Source organism: Nostoc sp. (assembly GCF_036917465.1).
Classification (GTDB): domain Bacteria; phylum Cyanobacteriota; class Cyanobacteriia; order Cyanobacteriales; family Nostocaceae; genus Nostoc.
Genome location: NZ_JBALDL010000024.1, coordinates 68,152 through 84,583, shown reverse-complemented (window position 1 = coordinate 84,583; position 16,432 = coordinate 68,152). Strand labels below are relative to the sequence as shown.

General features: G+C 42.4%; 14 protein-coding genes, 1 tRNA gene and 1 pseudogene. 12 read left to right on the top strand and 4 right to left on the bottom strand.

Annotation, left to right across the window (positions count from 1 at the left end; all coding sequences use genetic code 11):
* Window positions 1-190 precede the first annotated feature (190 nt).
* Together V7K38_RS05315 and V7K38_RS05310 are read left to right on the top strand one after the other, a co-directional pair.
* The gene (locus V7K38_RS05315) at window positions 191-607 is read left to right on the top strand and encodes an AAA family ATPase (protein ID WP_334856003.1); all 417 of its coding nucleotides are present in this window, start codon (window positions 191-193) and stop codon (window positions 605-607) included.
* Between the two features lie 14 nt (window positions 608-621).
* Entirely contained in the window at window positions 622-1,680 is a 1,059-nt protein-coding gene (locus V7K38_RS05310) for a TniQ family protein (protein ID WP_334856001.1), read from the top strand.
* Between the two features lie 161 nt (window positions 1,681-1,841).
* Here the strand turns inward: V7K38_RS05310 and V7K38_RS05305 are convergent.
* Window positions 1,842-1,915 (bottom strand) — tRNA-Val (locus V7K38_RS05305).
* A gap of 383 nt (window positions 1,916-2,298) precedes the next feature.
* Here V7K38_RS05305 and V7K38_RS05300 point away from each other — a divergent pair.
* Together V7K38_RS05300 and V7K38_RS05295 are read left to right on the top strand one after the other, a co-directional pair.
* The gene (locus tag V7K38_RS05300; RefSeq protein ID WP_334856000.1) at window positions 2,299-2,718 is read left to right on the top strand and encodes a DUF1636 domain-containing protein; all 420 of its coding nucleotides are present in this window, start codon (window positions 2,299-2,301) and stop codon (window positions 2,716-2,718) included.
* The gene (locus V7K38_RS05295) at window positions 2,718-3,455 is read left to right on the top strand and encodes a cobalt-precorrin-6A reductase (protein ID WP_334856012.1); all 738 of its coding nucleotides are present in this window, start codon (window positions 2,718-2,720) and stop codon (window positions 3,453-3,455) included. Before V7K38_RS05300 ends, V7K38_RS05295 begins: the two co-directional genes overlap by 1 nt.
* Window positions 3,456-3,478: 23 nt before the next feature.
* On the opposite strand, the gene V7K38_RS05290 is transcribed toward V7K38_RS05295, so the two are convergent.
* The 3 genes and pseudogenes from V7K38_RS05290 to V7K38_RS05280 form a co-directional block, all read right to left on the bottom strand.
* Window positions 3,479-4,441: an extracellular catalytic domain type 1 short-chain-length polyhydroxyalkanoate depolymerase gene (locus tag V7K38_RS05290; RefSeq protein WP_334855999.1), complete on the bottom strand. Its 963-nt coding sequence runs from the start codon at window positions 4,439-4,441 to the stop codon at window positions 3,479-3,481.
* Between the two features lie 121 nt (window positions 4,442-4,562).
* Window positions 4,563-4,778 (bottom strand): hypothetical protein, encoded by a 216-nt coding sequence (locus V7K38_RS05285; RefSeq protein WP_334855998.1) that lies wholly within the window; start codon window positions 4,776-4,778, stop codon window positions 4,563-4,565.
* Between the two features lie 349 nt (window positions 4,779-5,127).
* Window positions 5,128-5,299: pseudogene (locus V7K38_RS05280) on the bottom strand (response regulator); the annotation flags it as partial.
* A 262-nt stretch (window positions 5,300-5,561) separates the two neighbouring features.
* On the opposite strand from V7K38_RS05280, the gene V7K38_RS05275 reads away from it, so the two are divergent.
* The 8 genes from V7K38_RS05275 to V7K38_RS05240 all read left to right on the top strand — a co-directional run bounded on the left by V7K38_RS05275 (window position 5,562) and on the right by V7K38_RS05240 (window position 16,372).
* Window positions 5,562-5,966 carry an NIL domain-containing protein gene (locus V7K38_RS05275; RefSeq protein WP_334855997.1) on the top strand — a complete coding sequence of 135 codons (405 nt, stop codon included), beginning with the start codon at window positions 5,562-5,564 and terminating at the stop codon, window positions 5,964-5,966.
* Between the two features lie 697 nt (window positions 5,967-6,663).
* Window positions 6,664-7,647 carry a CHAD domain-containing protein gene (locus V7K38_RS05270; RefSeq protein WP_334855995.1) on the top strand — a complete coding sequence of 328 codons (984 nt, stop codon included), beginning with the start codon at window positions 6,664-6,666 and terminating at the stop codon, window positions 7,645-7,647.
* Window positions 7,648-8,927: 1,280 nt separating this feature from the next.
* Window positions 8,928-10,514: a B12-binding domain-containing radical SAM protein gene (locus V7K38_RS05265; RefSeq protein WP_334855994.1), complete on the top strand. Its 1,587-nt coding sequence runs from the start codon at window positions 8,928-8,930 to the stop codon at window positions 10,512-10,514.
* Between the two features lie 26 nt (window positions 10,515-10,540).
* Window positions 10,541-10,732, top strand: coding sequence for a hypothetical protein (locus tag V7K38_RS05260; RefSeq protein ID WP_334855992.1), 192 nt, complete (start codon window positions 10,541-10,543; stop codon window positions 10,730-10,732).
* A gap of 17 nt (window positions 10,733-10,749) precedes the next feature.
* Entirely contained in the window at window positions 10,750-11,793 is a 1,044-nt protein-coding gene (locus V7K38_RS05255) for a DUF2891 domain-containing protein (protein WP_334855991.1), read from the top strand.
* Between the two features lie 560 nt (window positions 11,794-12,353).
* The gene (gene gap, locus V7K38_RS05250) at window positions 12,354-13,397 is read left to right on the top strand and encodes a type I glyceraldehyde-3-phosphate dehydrogenase (RefSeq protein WP_334855989.1); all 1,044 of its coding nucleotides are present in this window, start codon (window positions 12,354-12,356) and stop codon (window positions 13,395-13,397) included.
* Window positions 13,398-13,665: 268 nt separating this feature from the next.
* A complete protein-coding gene (gene pyk, locus V7K38_RS05245; RefSeq protein WP_334855987.1) occupies window positions 13,666-15,096 on the top strand; it encodes a pyruvate kinase in 1,431 nt (476 codons plus the stop codon).
* A gap of 271 nt (window positions 15,097-15,367) precedes the next feature.
* Window positions 15,368-16,372 (top strand): transaldolase, encoded by a 1,005-nt coding sequence (locus tag V7K38_RS05240; RefSeq protein ID WP_334855985.1) that lies wholly within the window; start codon window positions 15,368-15,370, stop codon window positions 16,370-16,372.
* The last annotated feature ends 60 nt before the right edge of the window (window positions 16,373-16,432 follow it).

The window sequence follows — 16,432 nt, the reverse complement described above, 5'->3', positions numbered from 1 at the left end:
GAAGCGTTATTCGGCTAAAGTCTTCTTCCCATCCTTTTGCTTGGTCTTTGATACCTGAATAACCGCCTACCCCGAATTATTGAGGGGATACAAAACTTATTCAAGTTACTTTTGCCAATACCGATTCTCAAGCGGATGAAGATGAAGCGATCGTCCCAGAAACACTTGTAGTGTATCAGGAGTTTTAACTATGACAAAATCTACTGGATTTCCTCTTGAACTCCTCACACGGCCTGCTACAGAAAGGCTTGCTTACTTTGAAAATTACACCGTAGCGCATCCTCGACTTAAAGAAGTCTATGAAATTCTCATGCGAACGATTGCCGAACCCGCAGGAGCTTCATTTATCTTTGTTTACGGTGCCAGTGGTGTTGGTAAAACAACTTTGCGACTCCGCGTTGAGCAGAAATTAACAGAACTAGCATTACCTAAACTGGAAAGCGATCGCAGTCGTGTTCCTGTTGTTGGTGTTGAAGCTGTAGCCCCAGAATCGAGAAACTTCAACTGGAAAGATTACTACACACGCGCCTTAATTGCCTTAGAGGAACCCTTAATCGATCACAAGTTTGATTATGGCGTGCGTGGGTACAAGCACTTCAGAAGCTAACGCTTATAGAAGATTTGCATTTGCTGACCTTGCTATTTTGGTCTGAAATTATTCCCACGCGCAATTTGTTTCGTACCCAAAGCGCTTGGTGTACTGGATGTTACGAAGAATGGCGTTTAGCTAAACAAGTAATTTATAAACCACTACTTTGGACTATAAATTCAGTAAAAGTATGTCCTTTACACAAAATATATCTATGTTTGCAATGTCCTCACTGTCAGCAGGAGTTGCCACTACTAAGTTGGCGATCGCCACCTGATTACTGTTCCAAGTGTGGTGGTTGGCTAGGTATGAATCTTCCTGTCAAGTCCTCCTCAGAACTTACGGATTGCTCAACTTTATCTAAAGAAGAATTACATTCGCAAACTTGGATAGTAGAGGTTATTGGAGAATTAATTTCTTCCATCCTATCTTTTAACTCCCCACCAGCAAAAGAAGAAATTGCCAAATCTTTGAGTCTAGTCATAAATGCAGTGACTAATGGCAATATAGCTGAGTTTGCCCGTTTGATGGGAATACCGAAGAATACTTTATGGATGTGGCAGACGGGTAAAGCTTTACCAGTACTTGATATACTTCTCAAAATTTGTTATCGCTTAGAAATATCTCTGCTAGATTTACTAAAACCAGAACAACTTGCTGCTAAATCTTTTACGAAAATCTCACACAAAACCATTCGGCGATCGCCCACACTAAGAGCATCTCCAAAACTTTTCGACGCTAATCAAATACAAGATACCTTGCTAGCAATCCTTGCAAGCAACAACCAGCCACCACTGACAATGGAAGAAGTAGCTACAGGTTTAGGATATAATAGGCGGACAATTTTCAGCCACTTTCCAGATTTATGCCGTGCCATTTCTGCCAAATACCGTGGTTATGGTAAAGCATGTCACACAGAAAAGATACAGCAGTCTTGCAGAGAAGTTAAGCAGATTGTACTTAAGTTGCATAATCAAGGAGAATACCCCTCAGAAGCTCGTGTGTCTGAAATAATGACTCATCCTGGATATCTCCGTTACAAACAGGTTCGTGCTGCTTTAAATGAAACACGACGTGAAATTGGAGTGTAAAGCTATTAAACTTAAAAGGGCAGAGTAAGTTGGCTTCTTTCTCTACACCTGGAAAATTGGAAGCATAACTTTGCCGCCCCCTATCGGAACCATAAGCTTGCCGTTGCGGCAAAGTTATGGGTAAAGTCACACATATTCAATTTATGAATGTAAAACACAAATGGACGTAACTGGATTCGAACCAGTGACCTCTACGATGTCAACGTAGCGCTCTAACCAACTGAGCTATACGTCCTTAACCACACAAATATAAACAATAGCATATAATTCTTTGATCGAGCAAGAAAAAGACCTAAAGCTGGCGAACTTTACTATTTGACATCTCGGATCTAGGTCTGCCTGCAAGATCCGTCGTTTTTCTGGATCTTGTTTTCCTTTATGACTATGGCGGGTGCGTTTCCATCTCCACCTTTTTATTAGATGACCCTAGTGTATGATTGATAAGGTTATTCGGTTCTGGTGGGGAGCAGCTACCATAGATAACTCTTAAAGTTCGGTGCAAATCCGGCGCTTGGGAGCAACTGTAAACCAATTTGAGATGTAATTTAAAATCCCAAATTGAGTAAGTTAGGATGCCCGCCGAAGTAAATTTACCAGTTCCATATCTGCGAGGTACAGATGACTACGACTGTAAATATTTCCCCAACTAGTCCCTTGGGTGTTGCCGACCATACTTTATTTGTTTGCAAAACTTGTGCTAGCGTTTGGCAAGAGGGAAAACGCTTAGGCGAAAGTGGTGGTCAAAAACTTGTAAACCAACTTCAGCAGCTTGCACACGATTGGGACTTACGAGATGAATTTCCAATTCAAGAAGTTGAATGCATGAGTGCTTGCAATCGTTCTTGTGTAGTTGCCTTTACCGCCAAAGGTAAATTAACATATTTATTTGGTGATTTAGCTGTTGATGGTAGTGCATCTGCGGTACTAGAATGCGCTAGTCAATACTATGTCAAAGCAGATGGTTTACTGCCTTGGTCAGAGCGCCCAGAAGCCCTGAAAAAAGGCATTTTGGCAAAGATTCCACCTTTATCTCAATGATGCGCGTTTTGATTCTAGGTGGGACAGGAGATGCCGCAGAATTAGCTGCTAAAGTGGCGACTATTCAAGGGTTAGAAGCAATCACGTCTCTAGCTGGTCGCACCCGTGAACCCTCAATTCCCTTGGGCGATTTTCGGGTTGGAGGCTTCGGTGGTGTGGCTGGATTGGCTAGCTATCTGCGTGAAATGCAAATCGATTTATTAATTGATGCAACCCATCCTTTTGCGAGTCAGATTTCCTTTAATGCGGCAGATGCTGCAACTGAAGTTGGAGTACCGCGTTTAATGCTAATTCGCCCGCCTTGGGAAAAAGAAAGTGGCGATCGCTGGATTGAAGTTGATAGCGTTGCAACCGCCGCCGTGTCTGTAGCAAATCAGGCACAGCGAGTATTTTTGACAGTTGGGAGGCAAGAACTCGCCGCTTTTGCTCACCTAGAAAAAATTTGGTTTCTGATGCGGATGATTGACCCTCCTACTGATGATGCTTTAGTACCAGCAGGAAGGATTTTGTGCGATCGCGGGCCCTTTACCCTCAATAATGAAAGGCAAATCCTGATTCATCATAATATTGATACTATCGTGAGCAAAAATAGTGGTGGCGATGCTACAAAACCCAAAATTATTGCAGCGCGAGAACTGGGCGTGAAGATTGTCATGATCAACCGTCCAGCCATACCGCCAGGAGAACAGGTTACTGATCTTGATGGTGTTTTAGAATGGCTAAAAGTAGAAAGATAATCTCGATAAATAAATTTAGTTGCTTAAGATAAACTGTGGCGTTGAAAAAATCCCCAAATGGTTTGACTGGCGTTTAAGCCAAGTTGGGCATTGAATTTATTGAGGTTGGGATCGGTTGAAGCACCACCAGGCCAAAAATGTCCTCCATTTACTACAGCTACCTGTAAAACTTCTGAGTTGCCACTACAATTTGAGTACTGAGTGGCTTTGACTTTGGATCTTTTGCTGGAGTTCATACCAGGAAGCAGTAAAGATGCGCTAGATGAAATACATTGATCGTGCGATCGCCAAAAGCTTACCATATCTGAAATAGAAACAAGCGCTCCTCGTTGACTGTGGTCATCACCTTCATAACGGACATCCCGATCGTTTGTACCGTTAACGATCATCATTGAGATCGGAGTCTGAGGTTGACAATTAGGTTTGAGACGAACTGGAAGAGAGCCAGCTACTGATGCAAAAGCGGCAATTTTATCAGATAGCTTACATGCTAAAGCTTGGGTAAGGATTCCGCCCCTAGAGAAACCGGTGGCATAGACTTTATGACTATCAATATTTATTTGTTGCTTAAGATGATCGATTAAAGCACTGACAAATAAAACATCATCTACCTTTCCTTGAGAATTACCTCTAAGGCTCCATTTTTTATCAATTCCATCTGGATAAACAACAATAAATCCTTTTTTCTCTGCTAAATTATTAAAGCGCGTAACATCACTAATTGAACGACCAGTACCAGCATCTCCATGAAATACTAATACTAATGGCATTCGTTGGTTTGGATGATAAGATTTGGGAGTGTAAAGATAATAAGTGCGTAATCGTTTTTGGTTTTTTATCTGTCCATAATTATCACCATGCAATATTTTTTGTTGAGACCGATTTTTTTCATCGGCTCTGATTGCATTGCAGGCTGTTACTAAACTAATTGTCAGTAAGCAAGTAATAATTTTCTTAAAAAATTTAGTACTTTGGTATATACTCATGTTTAATTAAGAATTAACTTAAGATACTTTATCCTCTAATTAATATACTAAACAAGTATACAATTAAAACTAACACTCTTACAAGAGTGTTAGTTTTAATTATGCTGAATAAGCTATAAAGTTAAACTCTTACGTAGTGAGCAGGAACCCAACGGCGGCCGTGTCTCGTTCTTTCCCAATGTCCGGGAATTAACTTTTTGTGGACAACATGACGGGCAAACACATTATGTCTTTGAACACCAGGTCTGACAATGATCTCTGCTGCTGATGCCTGTGATGGCAAGGAACCAATTATAAGTGGTAAAGCAAGCAAAGTGCCAATCAAGATACGCTTCATGATTTAATCTCCTATGGATTACTTTTGGTTTACTTGACTACATACAACATTCCTAAATAATTTAGGTTCTTCCCCTTGCCTACACAGATAATATTTGAAAATACCTTTGTTATAAGGGTTTTTTCAATTAAGGAAAGTGACCCTAAAATTAGAGGAAGTCTTTTTTGTCTCACGACATAATTAAGATTGATGTATAACTTTGAGTTTAAAACACTAAATAGAAACACAGATGGTAAGAAAGTCCTAATTTAGGCATGACTAAAGTCATACTTACGTTATGTATGGGCAATTCCTGAAAAATGTGGGGTAAAAAATCAATGCCTGAGCATTTAGCTTATTTTTCTAGACTCTAGCCCAACGCTACTGCTACGTCAGCAGCTAATTCCAGGGGATTAAATGGTTTAGCGATCGCACTAATCATTACCCTGGATTTTGGCAGTTAACAAAATTACCGGAATGGGTTTAGTTACCGGATTGGCTTGTAATTTTTCAAAGGTAGCGATACCATCCATCTCTGGCATACTAGTTCTCGCCCGACAATCGACTTGCTTACAAAGTCATCAGCACCAAGGCTAAACACCTGATTTACCATCTCAGCATCGCTATGGACGGTAAGGAATAAGATGGGTAATATCACTCCAGCGCGAATTGCTGCGTACCATCAGTTTAACTGATGGTAGTCTGAGTGAGTATCACAGATGACATTACTATTTAGATTCTCTAACTATTTCGAGTCAAAAAACTTTCAATACGCTACAACAGAAAAAACCCTCTGCTAAACCTGTGAAAAAACGAGTAACGCTCACCTTCCCGAAACGCGCTGTGCAAATGCCAGTCACTTACGTACTGGCTAAAGAGTTTAACGTCGCGGCAAATATTATCCGCGCCCAAGTTGCTCCAAATCAAATTGGCAAGCTGGTAGTAGAACTAGCGGGAGATATCGATCAATTAGATGCCGCCATAGAATGGATGCGATCGCGCCATGTTAATGTTTCTTATACTTTAGGCGAAATTGCGATCGATGAAGATGTGTGTGTCCATTGTGGTTTGTGTACTGGGGTTTGTCCTACCGAAGCCCTGACTCTCCATCCTGAGACGTACAAACTGACATTCACGCGATCGCATTGTATTGTCTGCGAACAGTGTATCCCCACTTGCCCTGTACAAGCAATCTCCACTAACATTTAAGTATCCAAATTTGATACCATCAATTAAAATAATTCATAATTCGTAATGACGCTCCTACTGACGCTAGCCTCTACCTTTGGTGTCTCCCCTTCTCCCAAAGGTAGAGGCTAGCGCCAAGACGGATGACTCGCTATCGCTTCTCTACGAGATGCTCCGCGAACGCTGCGCTCTAAGAGGATGTTTGAAAAGTCGTATTGTCGGTATAAAAAATTATAGACCCCCTAAATCCCCCTTAGAAAGGGGGACTTCAATTCCGGTTCCCCCTTTTTTAAGGGGGGTTAGGGGGGATCTAAAAGTGCCTAAAATAACAGTGAAATACTTGTTCATTCAACCTCTAAGCGGAGCGTTTGCCGCAGGCTTTACGTAATTCGTAATTATGTTTTGTGACGGAGATTTAAACCCCACGCGCATTATCTGCTGACTATAGAGGCAGGGGACTTAAATCCCTAAATTTAGTTAAATCATCTTTATGATTCTAAAAAGATTAATCATGCTATTCTAAGTGACTAGGAAAAATATTTTTAAACTAGCAGAGTAAATATAGTTATTAAACCTTTCATAAGTGCAGAATATATCAATATTTATAATAAAAATTTACAACTTACATGAGCTAAAAATATAACAATTAGATGAGATGCAAACTTTTAACTAATGTTATTATGCAATAACCTCATGAGGTATATCATTAAGATTGATTATGAAATTAGCTACACAACCCACGGTAAAAACTCTAGGGGACTACGCCTACCAAGCGATTCAAAAACACGTTAAGAAAACCTGGAAGTGGGAAAAACCAGTAAAGAAAGATGAAGATCCAGAAGCACTGCATCAAATGCGAGTTGGAATGCGTCGCTTACGGACGGCTGTAGCTAGATTTGAGCTAGCATTAGATGTGCCGAAACCAATCAGCGATAAAAATATTGGTAAAATAGCCCGTCGTCTTGGTAATCTGCGAGATTTAGATGTACTCAAAGAAAGCTTGGAAAACAATTATCAACCAAACTTACCCCGCAAAGAACAGGAATCTCTCCGAACAGCTTTCACAGCTTTAGCTAAACAACGTGAAGATGTACTATCGAGTGTGCAGAAAACGTTGAAAGATGAATCTTACAAGTCTCTCAAAGATGCATTAGAGAAGTGGTTAGATAAACCAAGTTATCAGCCTTTGGCATCTATTACTATTCAGCGAGTACTACCAGATTTACTGTTACCAGAAGTAAGTAATTTTTTACTACATCCAGGTTGGTTAATTGGCACTCAACTTGTGGAATCAGAGATAAAAGTTCAGAACAATTGGGAACCAGAAAAAATCGAACAGCAATTGACAAAAGAAGGGGAAATTCTTCATAGTTTGCGAAAAGAAGCTAAACGTATACGCTACCAGATGGAATTATTTACTGACTTATATGGGGAGTCTTACGCGGCTTATATGACAGAAGTAAAAAATATCCAAGAAATTTTGGGTACTATGCAAGATAGTGCAGTATTAACTGATTGGCTGACAAATGTATTCAAATCAGAAATGAAGACTGAATTGCCTACTCTTGCTACTTTGTTAACAGAAAATCGTTACCAGTCGTGGCAGCAGTGGCAACCTTTGCAAGAACGGTATCTAAAAGCTGAAACTAGACACAGCCTTCATTTAACAATATTGCATCCCCTTTCAGGAGTCATAAATTAAAGCTTCCTATTGATTGGGCAAAGACTGGAATAAGAAACAGATAGTTTTCGCGCCTAACGCACTGTATTATGTAGCGGTGCGTTAGGCTAAAGCCATAACACATCCTACTCAATACCAATTTGAAAGATTATTACGACAAATGGAATTAGGGACTTCCAAATAAAAAAATACTCAACTACTTCTTGTGGGGTGGGTATCTTGCCCGCCCCACAATATTGGATAATTTTTTTGTTGGAAGTCCCTTATAGAACCCTTTAAGAGAAAGAATTTTCAATCAAAAATCTAAAATTCAAATATCGGATAAGAAATGAATTTAGGGATAAATAAGACGGGTTTTAACCCGTCAGAATAGCTTGAAAGTGCAAATACACCTTGTATAAGATTAAAAATAACACAGTTAATTTTCTCAAAGCTGCCAATTTGCCAAACCAAAAACAGAACAGAACAGATGTTAAGTAAGTAGGCGTAATTAAATATAAGATCAAACCTCACCCTCAATCCCTCTCCTTACTAAGGCTACGGTGTACACACAAGCCTTTGAGAGTGTCCTCATAGGCTTTTGATCCCCCCAACCCCCCTTAAAAAGGGGGGCAAAAGTCTCTTAAAGTCCCCCTTCTTAAGGGGAGCATGTGGCGTGGATTTAGAGGGATCTCCAACGATTTTGGGTTTGTACAAAGATGTGTGTACACCGTAGCCTTACTAAGGAGAGGGAAGCCGGAGGCAGGGTGAGGTTTTATATTTAATTTGACCCACTTACTTAGATCCGTTTCACAAGTTCTAGTTTATTTGGCTAAATCCTTGACTAATATATGTTTGAGGATATCAGAAATTGCGTAGGCAAAGCCCACCGTTGGCGTAGCCTCTCCAAGAGTTGGTATCGCACTCCTCCTACTGATTGAGCAATTTTAATTATCCTCTCAGCTAAAAGCATTCAGGAGTCAGCAAGACAAAGACAGTTCTTGCTGGATAAACCCTTAACCGTAGTGCCTTGGCTTTAAGACTTACGCAACAAATAGCCAAAACCCTTATTCTTAGGTAGGGACAATTCATGAATTGTCCTTACACCATTTCGTTTTGGGTAAATTCTAAATATTTCTTTCTCCCCGCCCCCTGCCTTTTTTTCTAATAATTGCCTTTAAAAAATAATGCTGTGTTTAAATCAGTCATAGTAGAAGTTTACAACTACTGCATACAATGGCTTCTTGAAGTGTGTTACAAGAGTAGCTCAGTTGTATGTACACTCAAATAGCAGTTAAGATCAAGGTTTATAAGAATCAAATATGAACGTTTTACTTCTATACCCCCGTTTTCCAAAAAGTTTTTGGTCTTTTGAAAAAACACTGGCTTTATTAGACCGTAAAGCAATGCTACCGCCTTTAGGCTTGGTAACTGTAGCCGCGATATTACCTCAAGAATGGGAGTATAAATTAGTAGATCGAAATGTTCGCCTGTGTACAGAGGCAGAGTGGGCTTGGGCAGATTTGGTTATTATGTCGGCGATGATTGTGCAAAAAGAGGATTTGCTCTGTCAGATATTAGAAGCAAAACGAAGAGGTAAACGGGTAGCTGTGGGTGGGCCTTTCCCGACAGCGCTACCAGATGAAATGACATCCGCCGGAGTAGATTATTTGATATTGGACGAAGGGGAAATTACCCTACCTTTATTTGTAGCAGCGATCGCACGGGGCGATCGCACAGGTATTTTTCGCTCTGGCGGTGAAAAACCAGATGTTACCAACACTCCCACGCCTCGCTTCGACTTGTTAGAGTTTGAAGCTTATGCGGAGATGTCGGTGCAATTTTCTCGTGGATGTCCCTTTCAGTGTGAATTTTGCGACATTATTGTGCTATACGGTCGCAAACCCCGCACCAAAAACCCAGAACAAATATTAGCAGAACTTGATTATCTCTACAAACTGGGTTGGCGGCGCAGTATTTTTATGGTGGATGACAACTTCATTGGTAATAAGCGGAATGTGAAATTATTTCTGAAGTCTCTTCTGCCCTGGATGGTAGAACATAATTATCCTTTTTCTTTTGCTACAGAGGCTTCAGTTGATTTAGCCCAAGATCAAGAACTGATGGACTTGATGGTAGTGTGTAATTTTGGAGCCGTTTTTCTGGGAATTGAAACCCCCGACGAAGAAAGTCTCACTTTCACTCAAAAATACCAGAATACGCGAGATTCACTCAGTGATGCGGTGAATAAGATTACCCGCTCAGGGTTACGAGTCATGGCAGGCTTTATTATTGGGTTTGATGGTGAGAAAGTAGGAGCCGGCGCGCGAATTGTCAAGTTTGTTGAGCAAACAGCAATTCCCACCGCCTTATTTAGTATGTTGCAAGCACTTCCAGATACAGCCCTCTGGCATAGATTAGAAAAGGAAGGACGACTCCGCAATAAATCGGCCAATATCAACCAAACCACGTTGATGAATTTTGTCCCAACTCGACCTTTAGAAGATATTGCTCGTGAATATGTGCAGGCGTTCTGTGATTTGTATGAGCCAGAGCGGTTTTTGGAGCGTACATACAAACACTTCCGTCTTTTGGGTGAAGCAACCTATCCGAAAAAGGGCAAAGCTGCCAAGAAACCATTGAACTGGAAAGTCCTCCGAGCATTGCTAGTGATTTGCTGGCGGCAAGGTGTACGTCGTCAAACGCGCTGGCAATTCTGGCGTTACTTGTGGAGTATGTATCAGCATAATCCGGGCGGAGTGAGTAGCTATTTAGCCGTTTGTGCGCAAATTGAGCATTTCTTGGAGTATCGCCAAATTGTCCGGGATGAAATTGAGGCTCAAGTGGCTGAATTTTTGGAAGCAGAAGCGAGGGTAAAACTTGAAGCGCAAGTGATGGTTAATTCCTAGCGAATTAGATTTGGCAATGCCTCGCAATGCCAATGCATCAAGATGCAATGTTAATACGTCCCTCTGCAATGCCAATGCATCAAGATGCAATGTTAATACGTCCCTCTGCAATGCCAATGCATCAAGATGCAATGTTAATGCGTCCCTCTGCAATGCCAATGCATCGAGATGCAATGTTAATGCGTCCCTCTGCATTAAAACGCTACGCTTTTACGTAAAATTGTATTGAGTGACCATGCCATCGGATAATTTGGGGATTAATGAAGCGATCGCAGCACAGTTTGCTCAATTAGTGCTGGATTGTATCGAGCGGGAGTATCCTAACAGTAATCTGTATTGGGCTGATAGCGACGAGGATATCAAACCACCGCGTAAATTGACTCCTGCTTTCTATGGCTGCTTAGATTGGCATTCAGCCGTACATGGTCACTGGTTGCTGGTACGTCTGTTGCGTCATTTCCCCGAAGCCTCATTCAATGCAGCATCAAAGCAAGCGCTTGGGCAGAGCCTAACACCGGAGAAAATTCAAGGAGAAATTGCCCATTTCCAACGGCTACCATTCTATGAATTTCCTTATGGTGTGGCATGGTTTCTGCAACTGACTGCGGAACTTCACGAGTGGAATCATCCTCAAGGGAGAGAATGGCGGGTTGTATTGGAACCGCTAGAAAAGTTGATTGCAGATAACTTACAGCGCTGGATTGAAAGACTGAAACTTCCAAATCGTACAGGAATGCATAGCCAAACAGCTTTTGCACTTGGTTTGATGCTAGATTGGGCAAGGATTACCGAAAATGCTGATTTTATTCAGTTAGTAGAGAATAAAGTACGGCAATTTTATCTTAGCGATCGCAACTACTCCTTACAATTTGAGCCGCTTGGCTACGATTTTCTCTCCCCTGGATTTGCTGAAGCAGACTTAATGCGGCGAGTCCTTCCAACAACAGATTTCACTAACTGGCTGACTGATTTTCTGCCACAAATACCCATTGATAATTCAGTAAATTGGTTACAACCTGCCAGAGTCGATAATCCCCAAGATTATATGCAAGCCCACTTTTACGGACTTAACCTCAGTCGGGCTTGGATGCTTGAGGGGATCATATCTGGATTGGCAAATAGCGATCGCCGCATCGAAACACTCCGCTATGCTGCCCTTCACCATCGTCATCATGGACTAACAAATGTTGTAATCGAACATTATGCAGCTAGTCACTGGCTAGGAACTTTTGCTGTTTACCTCCTAACGAATCGTGGGTTGCAAGGGCAAATTATTTAGAGGATGTTTTAAAAGTCTTATTGTAGGTATCAAAACGTTCTAGATCCCCCTAAATCCACGCCACTTGCTTCACTTCAAAAGGGGGACTTTGATTCTGGTTCCCCCCTTTTGAAGGGGGGTTAGGGGGGATCGACAAGTGCCTAAAATCACAGCTAAATACTTTTAAAACATCTTCTTAACAAATTATTTAAACAGTCTGGGCGATCTAATACAAATTCTCTATGAAGATGCACATAATATTTATTAAACGAACCGCAAAGTACGCAAAGTACGTAAATAAATAGATCGATTAAGGAATTAATCATTAAGTGCAAGTAGTTTACAGAGAATTGGTATAACAACCTATCGAGACTTTTTCAATGAGGTTTTCCCAATCCCCAATCCCCAGTCCCCAATCCCCAATCCCCAGTCCCCAATCCCCAATCCTTAAAAGATGCCAACTAAATATGCCTTAACTTGCTGATACTGTCAGGATCAAAGAGTAAAGAGTAAAAGGCAATCTATTTTGACTTTTAACTTTCTCCTTTTGTTCAACTTCCACCACAACGGGAGGCTTAATCTTGACTAAATTGAAAGTTGGTATCAATGGCTTCGGTAGAATCGGGCGACTCGTGCTTCGCGCTGGCATCGATAATCCCAATATCGAGTTTGTGGGCATTAACGACCTAGTACCACCAGATAACCTCGCTTACCTGTTAAAGTACGACTCAACCCACGGTAGATTAAAGCATAAGGTTGAAGCCAAGGAAGACGGCATCCTCATTGACGGACATTTCATCCCTTGCGTGTCGGTGAGGAATCCAGCAGAGTTACCTTGGGGAAAATTAGGTGCAGATTATGTCGTGGAAGCCACCGGACTCTTCACTGACCACGAAGGAGCTGCAAACCACCTGAAGGCAGGTGCAAAGCGTGTAATAATTTCCGCTCCCACCAAAGACCCAGAGAGAGTTACTACCCTGTTAATGGGTGTCAATCATCACCTATTTGACCCCAGCAAGGATATCATTGTCTCCAATGCTAGCTGCACTACAAACTGTCTAGCTCCCATAGCTAAGGTCATCAATGACAACTTTGGGTTGACTGAAGGGTTGATGACCACAGTTCATGCCATGACTGCCACTCAGCCAACTGTAGATGGCCCCAGCAAGAAAGATTGGCGGGGTGGTCGAGGTGCAAGCCAGAATATTATTCCCTCCTCCACAGGCGCAGCTAAAGCCGTAGCATTGGTTTTACCAGAATTGAAGGGTAGATTAACTGGTATGGCATTACGAGTTCCAACTCCTGATGTCTCTGTAGTTGATTTAACTTTCAAAACTGCCAAAGCCACTAGTTATAAAGAAATCTGTGCTGCCATGAAGGAGGCTGCCGCAGGTTCACTAGCGGGTATTTTGGGCTACACAGATGAAGAAGTAGTTTCCACAGATTTTCAAGGCGATACCCATTCTAGTATCTTCGACGCAGGTGCTGGGATTGAGTTGAATTCCAACTTCTTTAAAGTGATCGCCTGGTATGACAACGAGTGGGGTTACTCGAATCGCGTGATTGACTTGATGTTGTCTATGTCACAAAAGGAAAAACTCGCCCCGACAGCTGCTGTGGTTTGATTATTGGGCATTGGGCATTGGGAATGGGTCATGGGGTATTAGTAATTAAGTTTTTTCCCAGTCCCTAGTCCCCAATCCCCAGTCCCCATTTGGGATTTGGGCAAATGGTAAATACTCCAAAAATAAAAAGTAATTTAGTATCTTTACTTAGCAAGCCAGTGATATGAAGCACGTGTGATTTTGGATGGCTGGGCGATGTCTACGACGGGCTATTCGGTGTCGCACAAACTATCCAAATTTGCAGGTTACTCCTCAACCCCTAATCCCTATGCGTCGAACCAAAATCATTTGTACTGTTGGGCCGGCTACATCTGCACCCGAAAATCTGCGAGGCTTGGTAGAAGCTGGAATGAATGTAGCACGGTTGAATTTTTCCCACGGGGCTTATGAATTCCACGCCCAAACTGCTCACTATCTTAGACAAATTAGCACTGAGCAGCAAAAACCGATCGCAATTATGCAAGACCTGTGTGGCCCCAAGATTCGTTTGGGAACTTTACCACCGGAAGGGTTAAATTTAGAAGCTGGTACTGAAGTTACCTTTGTTTTGCAAGAAAAGGGTGAGAGTATTGACGAAATACCTCTACCTTTACCGACTTTGTTCGCAATGGTGCGACCAGGTGAACCGATTTTAATTAATGATGGTCGCGTCAAGTTAATTGTTACTGATCGCGATGCCGATCGCATTCGCGCCCAAGTGAAAACTGGCGGGTTAATTTCCACACATAAAGGAGTAAACCTGCCACAAACTCCTTTACCTGTCAGTTCGATCACCGAAAAAGACTTGCTGGATCTACGCTTTGGGATTCAGTTGGGTGTAGACTGGGTAGCGGTGTCCTTCGTGCGATCGCCACAAGACTTAGAACCCGCCAAGCGGATGATTGAAGCTGCTGGCGCTTCCATCCGCTTAATTGCCAAAATCGAAAGAGCAGAAGCAGTAGAGAGCTTTGATTCCATTCTGAAAGTTGCCGACGCGATTATGATTGCTCGTGGCGATTTAGGGGTGGAAGTCCCAATTCACGAAGTACCCCTGATTCAAAAAGATATTATTCGCCGTTGCAATCGGGCTGGCAAACCTGTGATTACAGCCACCCAAATGCTAGAGTCGATGATTAGCGCCCCCGATCCCACCCGCGCCGAAGCAACGGATGTTGCCAACTCAATTTTAGATGGTACGGATGCAGTAATGCTTTCTGGTGAAACTGCTGTCGGACAATATCCCGTAGCCGCCGTTCAGATGATGCACAACATCGCCGTGCGAACAGAACAGGCTCTAGATGAGGGTAGCAGACATGCCTGGTGTCATGAAGCAGGCAGTCTCAGCGTTACAGAATCTGTCGCAGAATCAGTATGTCGCATCGCTTATGAAACAGGTTCACGGGCAATTCTCTGTAACACTTCATCAGGAAGTACAGCGAGAATGGTGTCTAAATATCGGCCAACTTCTCCCATTATTGCCCTCACATCTGACATCACCACTTATCGCCAACTAGCCCTTTCTTGGGGTGTGGAAGCTTTGCTAATCCCACCAGTCCACAATGCTGAAGAGATGTTTACCAATGTGGTGAACACAGTTGTGGATATGGGTCTAGCCAATAAGGGCGATAAAGTAGTGATTACCTCTGGCGTTCCAATTGGTAAATCGGGCACAACTAGTTTAATCAAAGTGCATTCCATTGGACAGCCAATATCGGCATAAGGCATCTAGAATAGGGCTGTGGCTCTAGATAGTAAGCAAAATTAGGCAATGATTCCGAAAAATTGCCAGAATCAGAATTGAAGGAACTGGAGACTGGGGACTGGTGATTGGGGACTAGGGACTGGGGACTAGGGACTGGGGATGGGGAGACAAGGAGCAGAATAATAACTCTTAACTCCTAATTCTTAACTTTTAATTCCTAACTCTAACCCAGCACTCAGCACTCGCTAGGGAATAAGTAAATCCTGTAACATTCATCACGGAGTCTTTTATGTCTAAGAATTTACTAGAACAATTGCGAGCAGTGACTGTTGTAGTGGCGGATACGGGGGATATCCAGGCAATTGAAAAGTTTAAACCCCAAGATGCCACCACCAATCCTTCTCTGATTACTGCTGCGGCACAAATGCCAGAATATCAGGGAATTGTCGATCAAACTTTACTGCAAGCGAAGAAAGATGCTGGAGCCGGAGCCACCCAAGCACACATAGTTTCTCTAGCTTTTGACCGTTTGGCAGTTGCTTTTGGATTAAAGATTTTACAAATTATTCCCGGTCGGGTGTCTACGGAAGTAGATGCTCGCTTGTCTTACGATACCGAAGCTACTCTGACTAAGGCACGGGAATTAATTGCTCAGTATAAAGCTGCTGGAATTGGCCGCGATCGCGTCTTAATTAAAATTGCCACCACCTGGGAAGGCATTCGCGCTGCGGAAATTCTCGAAAAAGAAGGTATTCACTGTAACCTTACCTTGTTGTTTGGTCTTCACCAAGCGATCGCCTGTGCAGAAGCCGGCGTTACCCTAATTTCTCCCTTCGTCGGTCGGATTCTCGACTGGTACAAAAAGGATACCGGACGCGATAGCTACCCAGCAACCGAAGATCCAGGAGTTTTGTCTGTAACCCAAATCTACAACTACTACAAGAAATTCGGCTATAAAACCGAAGTTATGGGAGCTAGCTTCCGTAATCTTGGTGAAATTACTGAACTTGCAGGTAGTGATTTGTTGACGATTTCTCCATCACTTTTGGCTGAATTGCAGTCAACTGTGGGAGAACTACCACGTAAACTCGATCCCGCCAAGGTAGCAAACTTGGAAATTGAAAAGATATCCATCGACAAAGCCAGCTATGACAAAATGCACGCTGGCGATCGCATGGCAACTGATAAACTAGACGAAGGCATCAAAGGTTTCACTAAGGCACTAGAAGACCTTGAAAAACTTTTGGCAGACCGACTAGTTCGCCTTGAAGGAGAGGTAGTAGCAAGTCATTAGAAGATAACAATAATTAGTGGTTAGTGGTTGATGATTCAACCACTAACCATTAGTTAGCTG

Coding starts and splice junctions, on each gene's coding strand:
- V7K38_RS05295 (WP_334856012.1), top strand. CDS start 2,718: ATGCGCGTTTTGATTCTAGGTGGGACAGGAGATGCCGCAGAATTAGCT.
- V7K38_RS05315 (WP_334856003.1), top strand. CDS start 191: ATGACAAAATCTACTGGATTTCCTCTTGAACTCCTCACACGGCCTGCT.
- V7K38_RS05255 (WP_334855991.1), top strand. CDS start 10,750: ATGCCATCGGATAATTTGGGGATTAATGAAGCGATCGCAGCACAGTTT.
- V7K38_RS05265 (WP_334855994.1), top strand. CDS start 8,928: ATGAACGTTTTACTTCTATACCCCCGTTTTCCAAAAAGTTTTTGGTCT.
- V7K38_RS05290 (WP_334855999.1), bottom strand. CDS start 4,441: ATGAGTATATACCAAAGTACTAAATTTTTTAAGAAAATTATTACTTGC.
- pyk (WP_334855987.1), top strand. CDS start 13,666: ATGCGTCGAACCAAAATCATTTGTACTGTTGGGCCGGCTACATCTGCA.
- V7K38_RS05285 (WP_334855998.1), bottom strand. CDS start 4,778: ATGAAGCGTATCTTGATTGGCACTTTGCTTGCTTTACCACTTATAATT.
- V7K38_RS05260 (WP_334855992.1), top strand. CDS start 10,541: ATGCCAATGCATCAAGATGCAATGTTAATACGTCCCTCTGCAATGCCA.
- V7K38_RS05240 (WP_334855985.1), top strand. CDS start 15,368: ATGTCTAAGAATTTACTAGAACAATTGCGAGCAGTGACTGTTGTAGTG.
- V7K38_RS05270 (WP_334855995.1), top strand. CDS start 6,664: ATGAAATTAGCTACACAACCCACGGTAAAAACTCTAGGGGACTACGCC.
- V7K38_RS05300 (WP_334856000.1), top strand. CDS start 2,299: ATGACTACGACTGTAAATATTTCCCCAACTAGTCCCTTGGGTGTTGCC.